This is a genomic window from Rhodospirillaceae bacterium (assembly GCA_018662005.1).
In the GTDB taxonomy this organism is placed as follows: domain Bacteria; phylum Pseudomonadota; class Alphaproteobacteria; order Rhodospirillales; family JABHCV01; genus JACNJU01.
Window position 1 is genome coordinate 132,578 of sequence record JABJHA010000015.1, and the last position, 21,019, is coordinate 153,596.

Below are 21,019 nucleotides of genomic sequence, written 5' to 3' on the forward strand. Positions count from 1 at the left end.
CGGGCTAGGAGTGCAAGATGGAAGTCATTCTTTTGGAACGTATCGAGAGACTCGGCCAGATGGGCGATGTGGTCTCGGTTAAATCTGGTTATGCCCGCAACTTTTTGCTGCCAAAAAGCAAAGCCCTGCGCGCCACCGAAGACAATCGTAAACATTTTGAAACCCAGCGCGCCCAACTTGAAGCCGAGAACCTGACGCTTCGTGGTGAAGCTGAAAAGGTTGGCGAGAAACTTGATGGCTTTAATGTCACTCTGGTTCGTCAGGCCGGTGAATCTGGACAGCTTTATGGTTCGGTCAACGCCCGTGACATTGCCGAGGAAGTGATTGACGGTGGCTTCACCATCACCCGTCAGCAAGTCGAACTGGCTCATCCGATCAAGGCGCTTGGCCTTTACGATGTTCAGGTTCGCTTGCATCCGGAATTGTCGGTGAGCGTCGTCGCCAACATCGCCCGTTCGGAAGAAGAAGCCAAAATCCAGGCGAAGACGGGCCAGGCTGTCCTCAGCATTGACCAGGAAGAAGCCGCCCAGGCCAAGATTGACGCCGAGGAAGTATTCGAAAAAGCTGAAGACGCTGCAGAAGCCGAGGCCATCGAAGCCGCTGCCGTCGAGGAAGCTGCCGAAGAGGAAGCCGCCGCTGAAGCAGCCGAAGCCGCTAGCCAAAAAGCCGCAGCCGAAGAACCTGAAGCTGAAGAGCCTGAAGCTGAAGAGCCTGAAGCTGAAGAGCCTGAAGCTGAAGCCGAGGAAGAAGAAAAGGCCGACGAATAGTCCGCTCTTCACCTTCCAGAAAATGATAAACGGCGCTCCGGAAATTCCGGGGCGCCGTTTTTTTTGATATAATGCGAATCAGTCCCCGCTATCCACATGATTAACAAGCGACGCAGGAGAGCCTACATTGTAATTATATAAAATCATGTCTACCTCAACAATGCCCCCACCGCTGACCGACCCCGTAAACGAAAATGGTGAACAATTCAGTTCAGCCTTTCGCACGCTTCCGCACAACATCGAGGCGGAAAAATCCCTGATTGGTGCCATTTTTTCCAATAACAGAGCCTATGAGAAGGTCTCGGAATTCCTTTTTCCGGAACATTTCGTCATTGCCCAGCATGGGGTCATTTACGATGCCTGCTCGAAACTGATCGAAAAGGGACAAATCGCCGATCCGGTGACCTTAAAGCGTTACTTTGAACAGGATGAAAGCCTTGCCGAAATTGGCGGTCCTGCCTATCTGGTTGAACTGGCTGAAAGTGTTGTCTCGATCATCAATGCCGGTGAATACGGTCGCATTATCTATGATCTTCACCTGAAGCGTGAATTGATCGGCCTTGGCGAGGACGTCGTCAACCGGGCTTACGGTGGCGATGTCGAAGACGAGGCGACACGGCAAATCGAATCGGCCGAGCAAACCCTTTACGATCTGGCAACCACCGGCAATTACGAAGGCGGTTTTCAACCCTTCAAGGAATCCGTTGTCGCTGCCCTGACCATGGCCGAAGGCGCCCACAAACGCGATGGCGCACTGGCCGGGGTGACCTCTGGGCTGGTCGATATCGATACCATGCTGGGTGGTTTGCATCCTTCGGATTTACTCATTCTGGCCGGTCGCCCGTCCATGGGTAAAACCGCGCTTGCCACCAACATCGCCTTTAACGCCGCCTATACCCATCAACAAACCAGTGGTGAGCAGGGTGCAGTGGTTGGCTTTTTCTCGCTGGAAATGTCAGCCGAACAGCTGGCCACAAGGATTATTTCCGAACAGACGCAAATATCGTCGGACAGTATCCGCAAAGGCAAGATCACGACCCCGGAGTTCGACCGGCTTGTCGCAGGAAGCCAAGCCCTGCACAACATGCCCATCTTCATCGACGATACCCCGGCCTTGACTGTTAGCGCCCTTAGAACCCGCGCCCGCCGCCTTAAACGGCAACATAATCTTGGCCTGATCGTGGTTGATTATTTGCAACTGATATCGGGAAGTTCCACTTCGCGAAACGATGGCCGGGTTCAGGAAGTCTCGGAAATCACCCGTGGTCTGAAAACCCTGGCCAAGGAACTTGAGGTGCCGGTGATCGCCTTGTCGCAATTGTCACGGGCCGTCGAGCAACGCGAAGACAAACGGCCCATGTTGTCGGATTTGCGTGAATCGGGCTCCATTGAGCAAGACGCCGACGTGGTCATGTTCATCTTCCGGGAGGAATATTACCTTGAGCGCAAGGGCGCATCCCAGCACGAGAATGAAAGCGACGATAAATTCTTCCTGCGTCAGCAGCGCAACGAAGAGCGGCTCGAGAAAGTGCGCAACATCGCCGAATTGATCGTCGCCAAGCAACGTCATGGTCCGGTCGGCACCGTCAACCTGCAGTTCACCGGCGAGTTCACCCGTTTCAGTGACCTTGAAACCATCCACCAGCCCGATTATTAAAAACTCATGAGCAGCCTGGACACAAGTGGCGGCATCCTGAGCATCGACCTTACGGCCCTCGTCAGCAACTGGCGGACGCTCAAAAGCCAGCTTGAAAGCGCCGATTGCGGGGCCGCGCTGAAGGCCGATGCTTATGGAATCGGCGCGGCGCGCGCCGTTGTTGAGCTGTCCCGGGCCGGCTGCCGGGAATTCTTCGTCGCCCTCATCGATGAAGGCATTTCACTGCGCAAGGTACTGGCAGAGGCCGGGCTGGATGGCCACATCCATATTCTTGGCGGCCCCATGGCTCCACAGGCGATGACCCGGCACCGCCTGACCCCGGTGCTTAATTCCTTGAGCGATATCGAGACCTGGAAAAACGCAACCCCCGAATTTGCCGCCGACATCCACATCGATACCGGCATGTCACGCCTGGGCCTGCCGCCAGAGGAACTGCAAGTCCTGGCCAACGATCAGGCAGCCATCAAGGGCCTGAATATTTCTTACGTTATGAGCCATCTGGCTTGCGCCGAAGACCGCGAAACCACCATGAACGACGAACAACTGCAACGTTTTAAACAGGCGCTGAAACTTTTTCCCGGCTGCAAGGCGTCCCTCGCCAATTCTTCAGGCATCTATTTAGGCCCTGGCTATCATTTTGATCTGGCCCGCCCGGGAGTCTCCCTGTACGGCGTTAATCCAACGCCCGGGAAGCCCAATCCGATGGCGCCAGTCATTAGATTAAAAGGAAAAATCCTTCAGGTTCGTGACGTTGACAGCCCCCAGAGTGTTGGTTACGGGGCCACGCACCGGGTAGAACGCAAAGGTCGGGTCGCGACCGTCGGCGTCGGTTACGCCGATGGCTATCTCAGATCACTGAGCAACTGCGGTTATGGCTATTTGGGGCAACACCGGGTGCCACTGGTAGGGCGGGTATCCATGGATTTGATAACATTTGATGTCAGCGACGTGCCCCAAAGCGAGGCCCATCCCGGCGCCATGATCGACCTGATCGGACCCCATAACACGATTGACGATATCGCCGCCGCCGCCGGGACCATCGGTTACGAAATCCTGACCGCGCTAGGCAACCGCCTGCACCGGGTCTATGAGAACGCCGATAATTAAAGATCAGCCGAATGGTTTCCAAAGTAATATCAGCTTTGGCAGCACCGTGAGAGCCGCCAGAAGAGCGATGAACATTGCCGCCCCGGTCAGGACGCCAAAATAGATTGTGGGGATGAAGTTGGACATCATCAGGATGGAGAAGCCGAAGATGATGCTCATGGTCGTGTAGAACACCGCTTTGCCGATGTTGGAATGACAAATGTGCAAAGTCTCCACATAACTGTTGGTCAGGGCGTACTCTTCCCTGAAGCGATAAATGTAGTGAATTCCGTTGTCGACGGCGATACCGATGGTAATGGCGGCGATGGTTATGGTCATCATGTCCATGGGGATTTTCGACCATCCCATAACGCCCAAAACCACCAAGGCGCCCAACAGGTTTGGCAAAATGCCGATAATCGACAAGGTGACCGACCGGAACAACACCATGAACATGACCGCAATACCCAGCATCACGACGCCGATGGACTTGATCTGCGACGCAAACAGGCTCTGCAGCATGTTGTTGTAAAGCACCAGCAACCCGCTCACCGTCACGTCGTTAATCAAAAACTTGTAGTCGGTGAGTTCTTTCAGTCCGTTCTCCTTGCCTAAATCACTGCGCACTTTCTCCAGCAACTCCTTGCGGCGCAGATCGGGTATCGAATCCAACACACGCGCCACCAGTCGCACCTCGTTGTTCTCGATTGAGACATAAGGTTTGATGAGGCTGTTTTTGACCATGGGGGGAACCTTGTTATAGAGGATCGCCAAATCCATCCCCTCCAGTTCCTTTTCGGCAATCTCTTCGACAACCCGGACCGACGATGCCAGTGACAGCACCTTGCCGATTTCGGGCAATCCGTCTAGGTAGTCGTGGGCTTTTTTGATGAGCCGGATTTTGGTCGGTGTAAACCATAACTCCGGTTGGGTTCTCACCGCTTCCATGTACGCAAGTTCGTCGCGTATCTCTTCGGGGGTCATCTCTGCAAGGTCCTCGGGCGTTAATTCTTCGATCCCGTCATCTTCCAGCTTTATCACTATTTCCACAGGCGTCGTGCCCCCGAGCTCCTCATCGATAAGCTTCAGGCCCTGATAGATTTCGGTGTCTTCACTGAAATAGTTGATGAAGCTGTTCTCGACACGCAGCATGGAAATTCCCGCGGCGCTGATGATGCTTAACAAGACCGCCAACACCAGGATCTTGTTGCCCTGGAACTCGGTCAGGCGGGCCAGATATTCAGGCAACAGAAACCGGATGCTTTCAACGGGCGGAGCGGATTCTGTTTTTCCCAGCACCAACAACAGTGAGGGGAACAACAAAAAGGAGGTCGCAAACGTCACCGCCAAACCGGCGCTCATCATCAACCCAAAGTCGATAACCGGCTTGATATCGCTGACGACCAGGGAGCCAAAACCCATGATCGTCGTCAGCGCGGTGTACAGGCAGGGTTTCACCATCTTGTGAATGGTGGTCCTGACCAGGGTCAACTGATCGTCTTCAGGATGATCTTTTTGCAGTTGCAGGTAACGCACGATCAAATGAATGTTCATGGAAATGGTGATGATCAGCATCAGGGCGAGGAAATTGGACGAGATGACGGTGACCATCCAACCAAACAATCCAAGCACGCCGATCATGATCAAACCGGCGTAAAAGCAGCTGAACAAGGGGAGCACGATCCAGCGCATTTTCCGGAAAATAACGGTCAGAATGATGATCAGGAAAGCCAGGACACCGCCCCCGAAGACGGTCAGGTCCTTGCGCACGAATGTCACCATATCGTCGGTAATCATCGGTAACCCGCCAAGGTAGAGAACACCGTACTGGCGGTAAGGCTTGATGATGTCCCTGATTTGGATAATGTCGAGGTGGCGTTGCTCGTTTAACGCTTCACTAACCTGGCCGTATTCGGCGGTGACGCGTTTCAGGGTTTGCGCCTCCTCGTCCGAAAGACCGCTCTGCCGTTTTTTCGTCCGTAACTCGTTTCGGGACTTTAGGAGGCGGCTGTATTCGTCATTAGGGGCCATTCCCAACACCAGGGCCGTGGTTTGGCCATTTGCGCTGAGGATAAGATCGCGGTAAATGGGGCTATTGACCAGTTCGTCCATGGCCTTGGCCCGGTCGATACCAGGTTTCTCCAGGCTCGGCATATCGCTGATCATTTCCTGAATATCCTGATCCGAGCTATTGAACAGGGGGGCATCGAGAATCGTGAGCACCGTGCTCACACCGGTGACTTTCTTGAGTTCTTCACGGAGTTCTTTCAAAGGCTCCAATGCCTGGTCCGAGAAGAGCTCCTTATCGGGCGTGTAGGTGACAATGAGTAACTCTTCACCCGGGTATCGCTCATTGATTTTCTGGAACACTTTGAGGTCCGCATCGTCTTCCAGCAACAAGGTATCGGCCGATGCGTCCAGCTTGAAGTCTTTGGTGTGGTAGCCGAAGAAAACCAGAATTGAGAGCAGTACTGCCAGAACTAACTTGGGTTTGTGGAGCACCAAATTGTCATAGGTCTGGGCGGTACGAGATGTCATGAAGTTTCCTCTGTGAGCAATCTGATTCGGGCAAATCGTAACATCATTCCACGACCACCGGAAAGGCAGGAGTAAAGTCAGGGCACCCGTTCTGGACTCACCTGTTCCGGATATGCTTTTCTTTTAGATTATGAAAAGCACCCACATCTACCTTTTAACTGCTTTCACCCTGTTCCTATCACTGGGCCTGCCTGCGGTCACGGACGCAGGCAGGGCCGAAATATCTCTTGATAATAATGACAAGAACGGTGACGGGCGGATCAGCGCCAAGGAATGGAAAAAGAAGGAAAAAATCTTCAAAGGCATTGATGCCAACGAAGACGGTTTTCTTTCCTTGCAAGAACTGCGCGACCGCTTTGGCGAGACCGCCAGTGAAGCCACGACCTCAAACGTTAAGGTCGTTACGAGCGTTAAGATGGACGGGCTGGTTGATATCAACACCATTGATAATGAAACCCTCTGTGGTATCGCTCGCCCCAAGAATTGCTCGATCAAGGTCGCCGTCAAGCTGGGCATGTTTGAAACCGGCTTACGGCCAAAATTCCCGAAAGGCCTGGATTGCCGGAATATCGATGAACAGTGGGCGATTTCCTACACCAAAAAGCGCAACCGCGAGAACTACCACGGCGGCATCGACATGCCCGCCCCTTACGGCACGCCGATGATCGCGGCGGCGGACGGCACGGTGGTCAGTATCGAGCGTGGCGAGAAAAGTTTCCGCGGCAAGGAGATCATCCTGCGCCACAGTTCCAAACAGACCGGCATTCCCGGCTACTGGATTTATACCCAGTACGCCCATTTCAACGTCATGCCAGAATACAAGGTCGGCGATAAAGTGAAAATGGGCGAGAACCTGGGCCCGACGGGAAATTCGGGCATCGGCCGTAACGGCAAGCAAAGTGGCAAGCGCCGCCCGGCCATTCACTTCGCCGTCTGGTTCACCAAGAGCCCCGATTACGCCCTGACCCACGGCAAACTGGTCCCCGTCAAAGGCCTGTGGATGGACCCCAATGCCCTGTACCGGGCAAAACCGCCGTTTGACTCCTATGGCTTGCGCGACCTGCCCAAAAACCAGAAGAAAATTCCGATCCCGGTGATGACCGAAAAGGGCACGTTCATTCCGGCGAAAACAAAGCTGATCTGGCCTTATGCGTGCAAGGGGTAGCTTTGCACGTTGCCGACCTGAATTTACTGCACCCTGGGTACAGTAAACCCGTTTCCGGCTATCATCGAAACCATTTCCACACCCATAACTCATACATAACATACTGTAATGTATGGCTTTTATGAATTTTGCCAAACCTTACCACAAGCCCACTAGTTTGCCGCCTGCGCTTCGATCAGGATGCACTCGATTTCTGGAGATAACCGGATTTGTAGTCGGGACAGTGGATGAAGATGGAAATTTTGATTTACATAGCAAACGGGCTGTATCTTGCATCATATATGATGAAAGACATATTGCGTCTTCGTCTGTTGACGACCATTGCTGCCTGCGTTCTGGTCGCTTATTTCTACTTTCGCCCCGAACCAATGATGACAGTGGTCTGTTGGAATCTGTTTTTTGTCGCCCTCAACATTTACCAAATCACAGGAATCGCACGCGAACGGCGCGGAAGACGCCTGAATTCCACGCCCGCCTTGTCATAAGGCGCCGAATCCCGTACATCAGATAGGTCTTATAGACGGGCTCGTGGGGGTCCTGTCCGTTCTGTCCCGTAAGGACTTCTGTTGGCTAAAAATTCGACCCAGTATGTTTGCCAGGATTGCGGTGGCGTCAGCTTGAAATGGAGCGGACGCTGCGATAATTGCGGTGCCTGGAATACACTGGTCGAGGAGGCCGGGTCAGAGCAAGCGCCCAAGGGGCTGGGCTCAAAACGTGGACGTCACGTTGAATTTGTCGGCCTTGAAGGCGATAGCCCGCCTCCTGTTCGTATGGTCACCGGTATTGCCGAGTTTGACCGGGTTTGCGGCGACGGACTGGTTCCGGGTTCCGCCCTGTTGGTCGGTGGAGACCCCGGCATCGGCAAATCGACGGTGCTTCTGCAAGCCGCGGCTTCGCTGGCCAAAGATGCCTCTATTGCCTATATCAGCGGCGAGGAATCCATTGAACAATTGCGGATGCGGGCCGACCGGCTGGGCTTTCGCAAAGCCACCGTTCAGTTAGCCGCAGCGACGTCCGTGCGCGACATCGTCACCACCTTAAATAGTGGCGACCTACCGAAAGTGGTGATTATTGATTCCATCCAGACCATGTTCGTCGACAGCCTGGATTCAGCCCCGGGCACGGTCAGTCAGGTACGGGCTTCGGCCCAGGAATTGATCCGGCTTGCCAAGCGTCGTGGCTTTTGCGTCATTTTGGTCGGTCATGTCACCAAGGACGGCCAGATCGCAGGCCCCCGGGTGATGGAACACATGGTCGATACAGTGCTCTATTTCGAAGGCGAGCGCAGCCACCAGTTCCGAATTTTAAGGGCCGTCAAAAACCGCTTCGGGCCGACAGATGAAATCGGCGTCTTCGAGATGACCGGCACCGGCTTGCAGGAAGTCAGTAATCCGTCAGCCCTGTTCCTGTCCGATCATGATGCTGAGATTAACGGCGCTTCGGTACTGGCCGCCATGGAAGGCACACGCCCGATGTTGGTCGAATTGCAGAGCCTGATTGCGCCAAGCCCCCTTGGCACCCCCAGACGGGCCGTCGTTGGCTGGGATTCCGGCCGCTTGGCCATGGTCCTGGCAGTCCTTGAATCACGATGCGGACTTGCCATCGGGGCCAACGACGTATACCTAAACGTCGCAGGCGGGCTCAGGGTATCTGAACCCGCTGCTGATCTGGCGGTTGCGGCGGCTTTGGCGTCTTCTTTAAGCGGCATCCCGGTGCCATCCCAGACAGTTGTTTTCGGCGAAATCGGCCTGTCCGGCGAGGTTCGTGCCGTGTCTCATACGGACGCACGACTGAAGGAAGCCGATAAACTGGGTTTCACCCGCGCCATCGTCCCCAAGGGCCGTGGCAAGGGCAAAGGCGTAAAAGGACCGAGCGGGATGAAAATCCGCGAAATTGAACATCTGGCCGATCTGCTGGCGTTGTTCCATGCCCCCGCAAAAGGCACGGTTCTGAAAGAGCAGGCGAATGGATAATCTGCCCGTCAACATCACCGATATCGCGGTTATCGTTGTCATCCTGATATCGGCCTTCCTGGCTTATGCGCGCGGCTTCGTCCATGAGGTTTTGTCAGTTGCCGGATGGATTGGCGCCGGTTTTATCACCATTTACGCCTTCCCTTTTGTGCAGCCCTACGCCCGCGATCTGATCCCCATCGAACTGGCTGCCGATCTGGCCGCCGGGGTGGTTGTCTTTATCGTTTCACTGACGGTTTTATCAATCCTGACCCGGGCAATTTCCAAACGCGTCCAGGACAGCACCCTAAACGCCCTTGATCGTTCGCTCGGCTTCCTGTTTGGCATGGCCCGCGGCGCCGTGCTGGTCTGCCTTGTTTACATCGCCATCGAATGGATGATGCCCGTGGCTGATCAACCGGCCTGGCTGAGAGACGCCCGCACCATACCGATCATCGAGCTTGGCGCCGACTGGCTTCGTATGCTGATACCGGCAGAAGCCGGATCTTCGGACGGCATTGCCGAACAAGCCAACCAGTTACTGGAAAGCCAGAAAGTGATCGAAGGCCTGATCGCCCCCGAACCAAAAGGCGGAAATATTGAAACCCTTGAAGGCTACGGTGAAAAAATCCGTAGCGAAATGGAACGCCTGATCGACAGTCGTTCTGAACCTTAAACTAGGCACCTGATACCTATGTCGAACCCCGCCAGCCACCATCCACCAACAGCCTTTGACGGTGACGACCATTTTCACGACGAATGCGGAGTCTTTGGCATTTATCGCCACCCCGACGCCGCCGCCCATACGGCCCTTGGCCTGCACGCCCTGCAACACCGTGGCCAGGAAGCCGCCGGGGTTGTTTCCTTTGACGGCGAGCAGTTTCATTCCCACCGGGCGCTTGGTCATGTCGGCGATAACTTCAATTCGGAACAAATTATTCGCACCCTGCCCGGTGAAATGGCTATTGGCCATGTCCGTTACGCGACAACCGGCGGCACGGTGCTTCGGAACGTTCAGCCACTGTTTGCTGATTTCAAGTTCGGCGGCCTGGCAATTGCGCACAACGGCAACCTGACCAATGCCTACGGACTGCGAACCGCACTGGTTGAGCGCGGCTGCATCTTTCAGTCAACCAGCGACACCGAAACCTTTATTCACCTGATCGCCGTCTCCCGGGGCACCAATGTTGTCGAGCGGGTGACCGATGCGCTCAGGCAAGTCGAAGGGGCCTATTCACTGGTCGCCATGACCCGCGAGAAACTGATCGGCGTTCGCGATCCCAGGGGCGTCAGACCACTGGTCATCGGCAAGATTGGTGATTCGTGGATTTTATCATCGGAGACATGTGCACTGGACATCATCGGTGCCGAGTTTGTCCGCGATGTGGAACCCGGTGAGTTAATTGTCATCGATAAAACCGGCCTGCACAGCTTCAAACCCTTCATCCCGATTGAAAGTAAATTCTGCATCTTTGAATACATTTACTTCGCCCGGCCTGACAGCAACGTCGAGGGTCGCAACGTTTACCAAATTCGCAAGAACATTGGCGCCGAGTTGTCCCGTGAATGCGGCATCGAAGCCGATGTGGTGGTGCCGGTGCCGGATTCAGGCGTCCCGGCAGCCATTGGATATGCCGAACAATCGGGCATTCCCTTTGAGCTGGGAATAATTCGTAATCATTATGTCGGGCGGACCTTTATTGAGCCGACACAGCAAATCCGTAACCTGGGCGTCAAGCTTAAGCATAATGCCAACGGTCAGTACCTGAAGGACAAGCGGGTGATCCTGATTGATGATTCCATCGTCCGTGGCACCACATCTGTGAAGATCGTCGATATGGTCCGCCAAGCCGGCGCCAGTGAAGTCCACATGTGTGTTTCAAGCCCGCCGATCACCCATTCATGCTTCTATGGCATTGATACACCGGACCGGGAAGAACTGATGGCGTCTCAACACGAACTTGAAGCCATGCGCAAGATCATCGGCGTTGATAGCCTGACTTTTATTTCCTTCGATGGACTGTACCGGGCCGTCGGCGACGAGAATCGCAACACGGAAACCCCGCAATTTTGCGATGCCTGTTTCAGCGGCGATTATCCAATCCGTCTCCTCGATCAGGACTCAGGCGACGCACCCAAGCAGCTTTCCCTGCTGACCACACAGGAATAAAAATAGATGAATGAAGGACGTTTACAAGGGCGTATCGCCTTGGTTACCGGCGCTTCGCGCGGCATTGGACGGGCCGTCGCCAAGGCATTCGCTGAAGAAGGCGCGCACTTGATTCTGACCGCCCGCACGCAGGGCGCACTTGAAGAACTGGATGATGAAATCCTCGACATCAGTGGCCAGAATGCCACCCTGGTGCCCATGGACCTGGGCGATTTCGACGCTATCGACCACATGGGTGCCGCCGTGTTCGACCGCTTCAAGCGCCTCGACGTTCTGGTCGGCAATGCTGCCCTTCTGACCCCACTTTCCCCCATGGCGCAAGTCAAGCCCAAGGATTGGGACCAGGTCTTGACGCTCAACCTGACCGCAAACTTCAGGCTGCTCAGAAGTTTCGATCCGTTACTGAGGATGTCTGACGCCGGGCGGGCGATCTTTGTTTCCTCGACCGTAACGCAAGGTGTCTGGCCCTATTGGGGAGCTTACAGCGTATCCAAGGCAGGACTTGAAACCATGGTCAAGACCTACGCCTCGGAAAACGAGAAAACAAACGTCAAGGCCAACATTATCAACCCGGGGCCGACCCGCACCACCATGCGGCCCGTCGCCTATCCCGGTGAAGACCCCGAAACGGTCAAACCGCCAGAAGACGTAACAGAAACCTTCATCAAGCTGGCCGAGACAAGGTGTGATCTGAACGGCGAAATCGTACAAATCGAGCCACCACGCCAACCCGATACAGTTGATTAATTATCGGAACGTGATTTATCGGCCAAGGTTTCGCGCGCCTTGACCCGAGCCTCAACACGGGACCAGTCCCGGTTTGACAAGGCGGCGATCATAGCCTCAACAACCATCAGGGTCGCAACAGCAGAATCCCAACTTGAGGGAACGTCAATGCGAACCGGGATCACGTGATTGGCGACACTGGACACCGGGGACAGCCATTGATCGGTGAACAAAATAACCCTGGTCCCGCATTGTGACGCCAAACGCGCCAATTCGAGTAATTCGGGCTGGTAACGACGAACATCAAAAATAATGACAACATCGCGACGATCCATATCGACCAGATGTTCAGACCAGGCATAAGCATCGTTTTCAATCCGCCTGACATTTGGCCTGACCATGATCAGGTGGCGGTAAAAATAATCGGCAATGGTGCTGGTTAGTTTACCGCCGGCAAGATGTACCGGGCGCTTGATATCAGAAAGCAATTTGAGAACCGCTTCAAACTCGGCCCGGGGCAGCGCCTTCAGGGTTCGTGACAGATTGCGCTCAACGGAATGAGAATATTCTGCGAGAAAATCATCATCTTCCAGGGCAGTTTGTGGCTCTTCGTGTTTGGTCAGTGGGGTTTGCAGGCGCTCTTCAAGTTCTTCTCTTAAGCGTTGCTGAAATTCCGGATAACCCGAAAAACCCAACTTTCCGACAAGCCTGAGGATGGTCGGCGCGCTGACCTCGGCTCGCTTGGCGAACGAGGCGACTTTCTCCAGTCCGATAAAGGGGTAATTGGAAAGCAGTACCCGCGCGCACTGGCGTTCTGTTCTGGTCAGGTGATCGATGTGGCGGTTGATATCCTCGGCAATCGATAGCCTGGGTCCGTGTGTGATGGCTTGCGGCATTAGTAATAAATATTCCAAAACTAATTCATTTGCAAATTTTGTAACTGTAATTACAATATCTGCTAACGAATAAACGGGGATAGAAAGGGACTCGATAGTGGTTCCGGTAAATGCGGAAAATATGGCAGAAAGGGCTTCCCAGTCCGGGGGAGCGTTGCTTGCGGCATCTGAACCCGCACCGGTAAGAATTGAGCGCCCCGATGGATCATCCCCATTTGTTTTTATCTGCGATCACGCAAGCAGACGCATTCCCCAATCACTTGGCACTCTTGGCCTATCAGAAATGGAGCTGACCCGTCATATCGCCTGGGATATTGGCGCGGCTGCGGTTACCGAACAGTTTTCGGAAAGATTTAATGCGACTGCCGCCTTTCAGAACTATTCCCGTCTGGTTGTTGACTGCAACCGGTGCCTGGATGTTTTCAATTCCATTTCCCCTGTCAGCGAGGACACCCCGGTCCCCGGCAATACTGATTTAGGCGAGGCAGAGCGGCAGTTAAGGGTTGATGAAGTATTCACCCCCTATCACGATGCCATAAGCAAAATTCTGGACGACAGGACCGGACAAGACCGTGAGACCTTTCTGGTTTCAGTTCACAGCTTTACGCCCGTCTTCAAAGGGTTCCAGAGGCCATGGGATTTTGCCGTCGTCTACAACCGCGACCCGCGCCTTTCTCATATTATTCTTGATCTGTTGGCTGCAGACGGTGATTTACATCTTGGCGACAACGAGCCATATTTTTTAAGCGACGAGACCGATTACACCCTGCCCGTACATGGCGAGCGGCGGCATCTGCCGCATACGCAATTTGAAATAAGGCAGGATCTGATCGAAACGCCGGAACAACAAACAAAATGGGCCGTGCGACTAGGTGAAGCCCTCGACAAGGCATTAGAAATATTCAGGAATAACAACAGGTAAGAAATGCCAAACGCCGTCGTTTTATATGTTCGATATGTGGAAGCCGTGACCTACCGGGTCGGACGGTTTGCCATGTATCTGATCTTCGTCATGCTGGGCGTGCTGTTGTATTCGTCAATTATGAAGACCTTCTTTCTTCCCGTCCTGTGGACCCTGGAAACAGCCCAATTCCTGATGGTTGCTTATTACATGCTGGGTGGCGGCTACTCCATGCAGTTGGGAGACCATGTTCGGATGGACCTCCTCTACGGCATGGGAACGCCCAAGAAAAAAGCCTTTACTGACACCCTGACTTCGATCTGCCTGATTTTCTATCTTGGTTTGTTGCTCTACGGCGGACTGTCGAGCACCCAGTACGCGCTGCTCTACGGCGAAAAAAGCTATTCATCCTGGGCCCCGTACATGGCCCCGATCAAGATCATCATGAGCTTCGGCATCACCCTGATGTTGCTACAAACCATCGCCACCTTCTTCAGGGACCTGGCCCAAGTCAAAGGGCTGGATATTTTCGGCCCAAGCCCGGCGGAAGGTCCGGCATCATGAGTTACGAAATGATCGCCATTCTGATGTTTTCGCTGATGATGCTGATGCTGCTGACCGGTCAGCGTGTTTTCGGGGCAATCGGTTTCGTTGCCGTCATTGCGGCTATGGCCTTGTGGGGTACTGGCGGCTCGCAGTTGGGTTTCAGCGCCGCCATGAAGTTAATGAAATGGTATCCGCTGCTAACCCTGCCGATGTTTATCTACATGGGATACATGCTGTCTGAATCGAAGATCGCCGACGACCTGTATAAAATGTTCCATGTCTGGATGGGCCCCTTGAATGGGGGACTCGCAATCGGCACCATCATCCTGATGGTGGTTATTTCAGCGATGAACGGCCTGAGTGTCGCCGGCATGGCTATCGGTGCGACAATCGCCCTTCCTGAATTGCTGAAGCGTGGTTACGACAAGATTATGGTGACCGGCGTTATCCAGGCTGGCAGTTCGCTGGGCATTCTGGTGCCGCCCAGCGTCGTCCTGGTGCTTTACGGCATGATCGCCCGCCAACCGATCAGTCAACTTTGGATGGCCGGTGTGTTCCCCGGCCTGATGATGGCCAGTCTGTTTATCATTTATATCGTCATACGCTGTAAAATCCAGCCAGAGCTTGGCCCGGCCCTGCCGATAGAAGAACGCCAGGTCAGCTGGGCTGAAAAATTTCGTCTGCTTAAGGCGGGTATTGTTCCACTGGCGATTTTCTTTTCAATGACGGGCCTTTTCCTGATGGGCGTCACCAGCCTGGTTGAGAGTTCTGCCGTCGGCGCGACGGCCGCCACTCTTGCGGCTTTGGTCAAGGGGCGGCTCAATCGCCAGGTCATGGAAAACACCATCCGCAAATCCCTGGGCGTTAGTTGCATGTTCATGTGGATCATCGTCGCGGCAATGGCATTTGGCGCCGTATTCGACGGTTTGGGCGCGGTCAAGGCTATCGAGGGTTTCTTTATTGGCCAAATGGGGCTGGGGCCATGGGAAATCCTGATCATGATGCAGCTTTCCTACCTGCTCATGGGCATGTTTCTTGATGACACAGCGATGCTTGTCATCGTTGCGCCTTTATACGTTCCGCTGGTTGGTTCCCTGGGTTTTGACCTGATCTGGTACGGGGTCCTTTACACCATCACCTGTCAAATCGCCTATATGACGCCGCCATTTGGCTACAACCTGTTCCTGATGCGGGCGATGGCGCCGCCAGAGGTGACGCTCAATGATATATACAGGTCCATCATCCCTTTTGTGGGCATCATGATTTTTGGACTTGTGCTCGTCATGGCCTTCCCTGAAATCGCCATGTGGCTGCCAAATCAGTTTTACGGGAAATAATGTATGAATGCAGGCAAATCAAAGAACGTGAGGAAGGTGGCAGATAAGATAAGGATTCACAGGAGGGCCGCCGCTGTTTGTTCCAGAATGTTGCGTTACACCGGAATCGACATCAAATAAATGTGAATCACCGTCAACAGTACAAACCAAGGGAGACAAAAAAATGACTAAAAGAAGAGAGTTTCTAAAAAAGGCGGGGGCAGCGTCGGTCGGCGCAGTTGCTGCGACAACACTCAGCGCACCCAATGTTCACGCTGCCTCAACAATTAAATGGCGCTTGCAGACCTATGCCGGGCCTGCACTTGCTGAACATGTGATCAAACCCGCCATTGATGACTTCAACAAGGCCGCCAATGGCGAGATGGTCATTGAGCTTTATCATGGTGATCAGCTGGTTCCCACCGGCGAACTGTTCCGGGCCATGCAAAACGGTACCATTGACGCAGTGCAAAGCGATGATGATTCCATGGCTTCCCCTACTGCTGTAACCCAGTTCGGTGGCTATTTCCCGTTTGCGACCCGCTATTCGCTCGACGTTCCGGTGCTTTTCCACCAGTACGGACTGGGAAAAATCTGGGATGAGGAATACAGCAAGGTTGGCGTTAAGCATATTAGCGCCGGCTCGTGGGATCCTTGCCACTTCAACACCAAGACCCCTATCCGCAGTCTCGATGATCTTAAAGGCAAACGGGTGTTCACTTTCCCGACAGCCGGCAAGTTCCTGTCGCGCTTTGGTGTGGTTCCTGTAACCCTTCCCTGGGAAGACATTGAAGTCGCCGTGCAAACCGGCGAGCTTGATGGCATCGCCTGGTCAGGCATCACCGAGGATTACACCGTCGGTTGGGCTGATGTTACCGACTACTTCCTGACCAACAACATTTCAGGGGCATGGTGCGGTTCGTTCTTCGCCAATCAGGGCCGTTGGAATGATCTGCCTGACCACTTGAAGACCATGGTCCAGCTGGCCTTTGATAGCTCGCATTACTATCGCCAGCACTGGTATTGGGGCGGCGAAGCGCATCTGCGCACCAAAGGCACCAAATTGAAGTTGACCTCTATCCCCGATGAAGAATGGGCAACGGTAGAAGCCGAAGCGCTGAAATTCTGGGATGAGGTCGCCGCCTCTGGCCCGGTTGCCGAAAAGGTGGTCAACATCTTCAAGGAATACAACGCTACGATGGCCGCAGCCGGTCGTCCGTATCGTTACTGATGATTTAAAAAGAAGAAACTTGGCTATAGACTTTCCCCGGGGGTTAAATATCCTCCGGGGAAATACCTTCTAGAGTACATTATAAGGAATTCCGTCATGGACCCGAGGAAAGTCAAAACAGCCGCCGACGCCCGTAAAATCGTCAATAAGCGGAAGCTTGATTACGTTAAAGTTGGTGTCTTTGATGTCGATGGCATCATGCGCGGCAAGTACATGTCGAAAGCCAAATTCTTTTCCGCCCTTGATGGTGGTTTCGGATTTTGCGACGTGGTTCTGGGCTGGGATTCAAAAGACCAACTATACGACAACGTCACCTATACGGGCTGGCATACGGGTTACCCTGACTCCCCGGCCCGCATTGTACCCGAAAGCTGCCGCGAAATACCTTGGGAAGACGGCATGTTGCTGTTCATTGGTGAGTTCTCGGATAAAGCCGAAGAAATCTGCCCACGCGGCGTCTTGCGCAAGGTTCTGAAAAAAGCCGACAAGATGGGCTTTAAAATATTTTCCGGAATGGAGTTCGAGTTTTTTGTTTTTGAAGAAACGCCCCATTCTGTGCGCGAAAAGAATTATCGCGATATGAAACCCTTAACTGAAGGCTTCTTCGGTTACTCGATGATCCGCAATTCCGTTCAGTCGGACCTTTACACTGACATTCTCGAGACCGCCAAAATTATGGATTTTGAAATCGAAGGCCTGCACGAAGAAACCGGAGCCGGTTGTATGGAGGCCGCCATTGGTGTGTCCGAAGGCATCGCCTCTGCCGATAAGGCCGCCCTGTTTAAAACAATGACCAAGATTTTGTGTCAGAAGGTCGATCTGATGGCGACCTTCATGGCCAAGTGGTCACCTGACTGGCCCGGCCAGAGCGGCCATATCCATATGTCCCTACAGGATAAAAAGGGTAAATCCGTTTTTTATGACGCCAAAAAGCCTGACAACATGAGCGACAAAATGCGCCACTTTGTGGGCGGCCAGCAACAACTGACGCCTGAGCTTTTGGCAATGATTGCCCCTACCGTTAATTCCTATACACGTTTGATCCCCGGATTCTGGGCCCCGACGGAAGCCAGCTGGGGCATCGATAACCGCACCTGCGCCCTGCGCGTCATTCCCGGCAGCGCAAAATCGCAACGGGTCGAATACCGCCTCGCCGCAGCCGATACCAATCCTTACCTGGCCCTGGCGGCGTCAATTGGTGCGGGCTTATGGGGGATAGAGAATAAAGTCGAACCATCCAAACCGGTCGATGGCAATGCTTACGAACAATCCTTCCCGCAAAAATTACGGCTTCCGGCGACCCTTTATGAAGCGGCAGCACGCCTGAAGGCATCCAAACCGGCCCGCGCGTTGTTCGGGGATGCCTTTGTCGATCACTTCGCCGCAACTCGTGAATGGGAAGAACGGGAATTTCGCAAGCACATCACCGATTGGGAAATGGATCGTTATTTTGAAATTATCTAACGTTTAAGTGGAACCCAGGACAATGGCATCAACATTACGCACCATCACCCCCGTAGACGGCTCGCTTTATGTGGAGCGCGACTACGCCGACGACAAAATGATCGCAGGAGCCTTAAGCGCTGCCAAAACCGCCCAGATTGAGTGGGCCAGAATGCCCGTCAGTGAGCGCGCAAAAATATGCGAGAAAGCCGTCGATGCCTTCGTCGCCGAAAAAGAAGGCATCGCCGAAGAACTTTGCTGGCAGATGGGCCGTCCCATTGCCTTTGCCGCAGGCGAGGTCGGTGGCTTTGAAGAACGGGCCCGCCATATGATTGCCATCGCAGCTGAGGCTCTTTCCGATATCGCCATTGAGGAAAAGCCGGGCTTTACCCGTTACATCCGCCGCCAACCCTTGGGCGTCGTCTTCGTCATCGCACCGTGGAACTTTCCTTACCTGACAGCGGTTAACGCCTTCATGCCCGCGATCATGGCTGGCAACGCCGTGATCATGAAGCATTCGGCGCAAACGCCGCTGTGCGCAGAACGCATCGCAGCCGCTTTTGAAAGTGCCGGTCTGCCGCAAGGGATATTCCAATACCTGCACCTGAACCATGCCGACACCGAAGTCGTCATCAAGGCCGATGAAATTGATTTCGTCGCCTTTACAGGCTCTGTTCCCGGTGGCCAGATGGTCGAGGAAGCCGCCGCCGGCCGCTTTATCGGTGTTGGCCTGGAACTGGGCGGCAAAGACCCGGGCTACGTTCGCCCCGACGCCGACCTGAACCACGCCATCGAAACCCTTGTTGACGGCGCTTTCTTTAATTCCGGCCAATCGTGCTGTGGCATTGAACGCATCTATGTCCACGAAGATGTTTATGACGCCTTCGTCGAGGGCGCCGCCGCCTTGGTCAGAACATACAAATTGGGGAGCCCGCTTGATCCCGAAACCACCATCGGCCCCATGGTCCGGACCGGCGCCGCCGAATATGTACGCGGCCAGATAAAAGACGCCATCGCCGCCGGGGCCAAGGCCCTGATTGATCCGGCTTTGTTTCCGGCCCACGCCGAGGAAAGCCCCTACCTTGCCCCACAGGTGCTGGTCGATGTCGATCATTCCATGGAAGTGATGATGGAAGAAAGTTTCGGCCCCGTGGTTGGTATTATGAAGGTGTCTTCCGACGAGCAAGCCATCGCCCTGATGAACGACAGTCCTTATGGTTTAACCGCTTGTGTCTTCACCAGTGATGTCGATGCGGCAGCGGCGATTGGCGATCAGGTCAACACCGGCACCTGGTTTATGAACCGCTGTGACTATCTGGACCCGGCCCTGGCCTGGACCGGGGTCAAGAATTCCGGTCGCGGCTGTACTCTTTCAGCCCTTGGATATGACCATCTGACCCGCCCCAAATCTTTCCATTTGAAAACTGCTCTTTAAGGAAACCTGCGATGACAAATGATGCCTCTGCCTTGACTGGCAACTGGAACTTTCCCACCGCCGTTCGTTTCGGCGTTGGTCGTATTGCCGAACTGGCCGATGCCTGTAAGGCGCTCGGCATGAAACGGCCCTTGCTGGTCACCGACCCCGGCCTGGCCGCCCTGCCCATGGTCGCAGACGCAATCAAGGCTAACGAGGCTGCCGGAATGCCGACAGGCCTGTTCAGCAATGTTCAACCTAACCCGGTCAGCAAGAACGTTGAAGACGGCATCAAGGTTTTCCGCGACGGTGATCATGATGGCGTTATCGCTTTTGGTGGTGGCAGTGCTTTGGACGCCGCAAAGGTTGTCGCCTTCATGGCTGGCCAAAGCCGCCCCATGTGGGATTTTGAAGATATAGGCGACAACTGGACCCGCGCCACCGAAGCCGGCATCGCCCCCATTGTTGCCGTGCCAACCACGTCGGGCACCGGTTCGGAAGTTGGACGTGCTGGTGTTATCACCAATGAAGAAACCCATACAAAGAAGGTTATCTTCCACCCCATGATGATGCCGGGCATTGTTATTTCCGACCCGGCACTGACGGCTGGTCTACCGCCCCACATTACCGCAGCAACCGGCATGGACGCCTTTATCCATTGCTTTGAGGCCCTGTGCGCGCCCGGCTATCACCCCATGGCCGAAGGCGTTGCTGTCGAAGGGATGCGACTGGTCAAGGATTGGCTGCCCGTAGCGGTCGAGGACGGATCAAACCTGACCGCCCGGGCCAACATGTTATGCGCGGCGTCCATGGGCGCAACAGCCTTCCAGAAGGGTCTGGGCGCTATCCATTCCCTGGCCCACCCTGTCGGCGCTGTGTACGACACCCACCATGGATTGGCCAACGCTGTCTTCATGCCCTATGTCATGGATTTCAACCGCGACGCCATATCCAAGCGCATGAATCGTCTGGCCCGATATCTGGGCCTCAAAAATTCCTCCTTCGACGGCATTATGGAGTGGACACTGGAATTCAGAAAGTCACTTGATATTCCCCACACGGCCCGTGAGATTGGTGTTGAGGAAAACCGCCTTGATGAATTGGCGGAAATGGCGGCCAACGATCCAACAGCCGGTGGCAACCCGATCAAAGTCGGCCCTGCGGATATGAAGAAGATGTACGAGGCGGCAATGGAAGGACGCATTGGTTGA

At 54.3% G+C, this 21,019-nt stretch carries 18 protein-coding genes; 16 read left to right on the forward strand and 2 right to left on the reverse strand.

Annotated features, from left to right (window positions below):
* Positions 1–17: 17 nt before the first annotated feature.
* The 3 genes from rplI (at position 18) to alr (ending at position 3,531) form a co-directional block, all read left to right on the forward strand.
* On the forward strand, positions 18–767 hold the full coding sequence (gene rplI, locus HOL66_08290; protein MBT5244231.1) for a 50S ribosomal protein L9: 750 nt from the start codon (positions 18–20) through the stop codon (positions 765–767).
* Positions 768–927: 160 nt separating this feature from the next.
* On the forward strand, positions 928–2,424 hold the full coding sequence (locus tag HOL66_08295; GenBank protein MBT5244232.1) for a replicative DNA helicase: 1,497 nt from the start codon (positions 928–930) through the stop codon (positions 2,422–2,424).
* Positions 2,425–2,430: 6 nt separating this feature from the next.
* Positions 2,431–3,531, forward strand: a complete 1,101-nt coding sequence (alr, locus tag HOL66_08300; GenBank protein MBT5244233.1) for an alanine racemase — start codon at positions 2,431–2,433, stop codon at positions 3,529–3,531.
* A gap of 3 nt (positions 3,532–3,534) precedes the next feature.
* Here alr and HOL66_08305 read toward each other — a convergent pair whose 3' ends face one another.
* On the reverse strand, positions 3,535–6,048 hold the full coding sequence (locus HOL66_08305) for an MMPL family transporter (GenBank protein ID MBT5244234.1): 2,514 nt from the start codon (positions 6,046–6,048) through the stop codon (positions 3,535–3,537).
* A gap of 130 nt (positions 6,049–6,178) precedes the next feature.
* On the opposite strand from HOL66_08305, the gene HOL66_08310 reads away from it, so the two are divergent.
* From HOL66_08310 to HOL66_08335, 6 genes are all read left to right on the forward strand, one after another.
* Positions 6,179–7,213 (forward strand): peptidoglycan DD-metalloendopeptidase family protein, encoded by a 1,035-nt coding sequence (locus HOL66_08310; protein ID MBT5244235.1) that lies wholly within the window; start codon positions 6,179–6,181, stop codon positions 7,211–7,213.
* 233 nt (positions 7,214–7,446) lie between these two features.
* Complete coding sequence (locus HOL66_08315) at positions 7,447–7,698, forward strand: hypothetical protein (GenBank protein MBT5244236.1); 252 nt, start codon at positions 7,447–7,449, stop codon at positions 7,696–7,698.
* An 81-nt stretch (positions 7,699–7,779) separates the two neighbouring features.
* Complete coding sequence (radA, locus tag HOL66_08320) at positions 7,780–9,186, forward strand: DNA repair protein RadA (GenBank protein MBT5244237.1); 1,407 nt, start codon at positions 7,780–7,782, stop codon at positions 9,184–9,186.
* On the forward strand, positions 9,179–9,841 hold the full coding sequence (locus HOL66_08325) for a CvpA family protein (protein MBT5244238.1): 663 nt from the start codon (positions 9,179–9,181) through the stop codon (positions 9,839–9,841). Before radA ends, HOL66_08325 begins: the two co-directional genes overlap by 8 nt.
* 18 nt (positions 9,842–9,859) lie before the next feature.
* Positions 9,860–11,335, forward strand: coding sequence for an amidophosphoribosyltransferase (locus HOL66_08330; GenBank protein MBT5244239.1), 1,476 nt, complete (start codon positions 9,860–9,862; stop codon positions 11,333–11,335).
* A gap of 6 nt (positions 11,336–11,341) precedes the next feature.
* Positions 11,342–12,082, forward strand: a complete 741-nt coding sequence (locus tag HOL66_08335) for an SDR family NAD(P)-dependent oxidoreductase (GenBank protein MBT5244240.1) — start codon at positions 11,342–11,344, stop codon at positions 12,080–12,082.
* Here HOL66_08335 and HOL66_08340 read toward each other — a convergent pair.
* Complete coding sequence (locus HOL66_08340; protein ID MBT5244241.1) at positions 12,079–12,957, reverse strand: MurR/RpiR family transcriptional regulator; 879 nt, start codon at positions 12,955–12,957, stop codon at positions 12,079–12,081. The two genes, HOL66_08335 and HOL66_08340, sit on opposite strands and share 4 nt — an antisense overlap.
* A gap of 121 nt (positions 12,958–13,078) precedes the next feature.
* Here HOL66_08340 and HOL66_08345 point away from each other — a divergent pair, with 121 nt between their 5' ends.
* From HOL66_08345 to HOL66_08375, 7 genes are all read left to right on the forward strand, one after another.
* Positions 13,079–13,879 carry an N-formylglutamate amidohydrolase gene (locus tag HOL66_08345; GenBank protein MBT5244242.1) on the forward strand — a complete coding sequence of 267 codons (801 nt, stop codon included), beginning with the start codon at positions 13,079–13,081 and terminating at the stop codon, positions 13,877–13,879.
* Positions 13,880–13,882: 3 nt separating this feature from the next.
* Positions 13,883–14,422, forward strand: a complete 540-nt coding sequence (locus tag HOL66_08350) for a TRAP transporter small permease subunit (GenBank protein ID MBT5244243.1) — start codon at positions 13,883–13,885, stop codon at positions 14,420–14,422.
* Positions 14,419–15,741: a TRAP transporter large permease subunit gene (locus tag HOL66_08355; protein ID MBT5244244.1), complete on the forward strand. Its 1,323-nt coding sequence runs from the start codon at positions 14,419–14,421 to the stop codon at positions 15,739–15,741. Before HOL66_08350 ends, HOL66_08355 begins: the two co-directional genes overlap by 4 nt.
* 163 nt (positions 15,742–15,904) lie before the next feature.
* Entirely contained in the window at positions 15,905–16,951 is a 1,047-nt protein-coding gene (gene dctP / locus HOL66_08360) for a TRAP transporter substrate-binding protein DctP (GenBank protein ID MBT5244245.1), read from the forward strand.
* A 96-nt stretch (positions 16,952–17,047) separates the two neighbouring features.
* Positions 17,048–18,415 carry a glutamine synthetase gene (locus HOL66_08365; protein ID MBT5244246.1) on the forward strand — a complete coding sequence of 456 codons (1,368 nt, stop codon included), beginning with the start codon at positions 17,048–17,050 and terminating at the stop codon, positions 18,413–18,415.
* A gap of 22 nt (positions 18,416–18,437) precedes the next feature.
* Complete coding sequence (locus tag HOL66_08370) at positions 18,438–19,829, forward strand: aldehyde dehydrogenase family protein (GenBank protein ID MBT5244247.1); 1,392 nt, start codon at positions 18,438–18,440, stop codon at positions 19,827–19,829.
* An 11-nt stretch (positions 19,830–19,840) separates the two neighbouring features.
* A complete protein-coding gene (locus tag HOL66_08375) occupies positions 19,841–21,019 on the forward strand; it encodes an iron-containing alcohol dehydrogenase (protein ID MBT5244248.1) in 1,179 nt (392 codons plus the stop codon).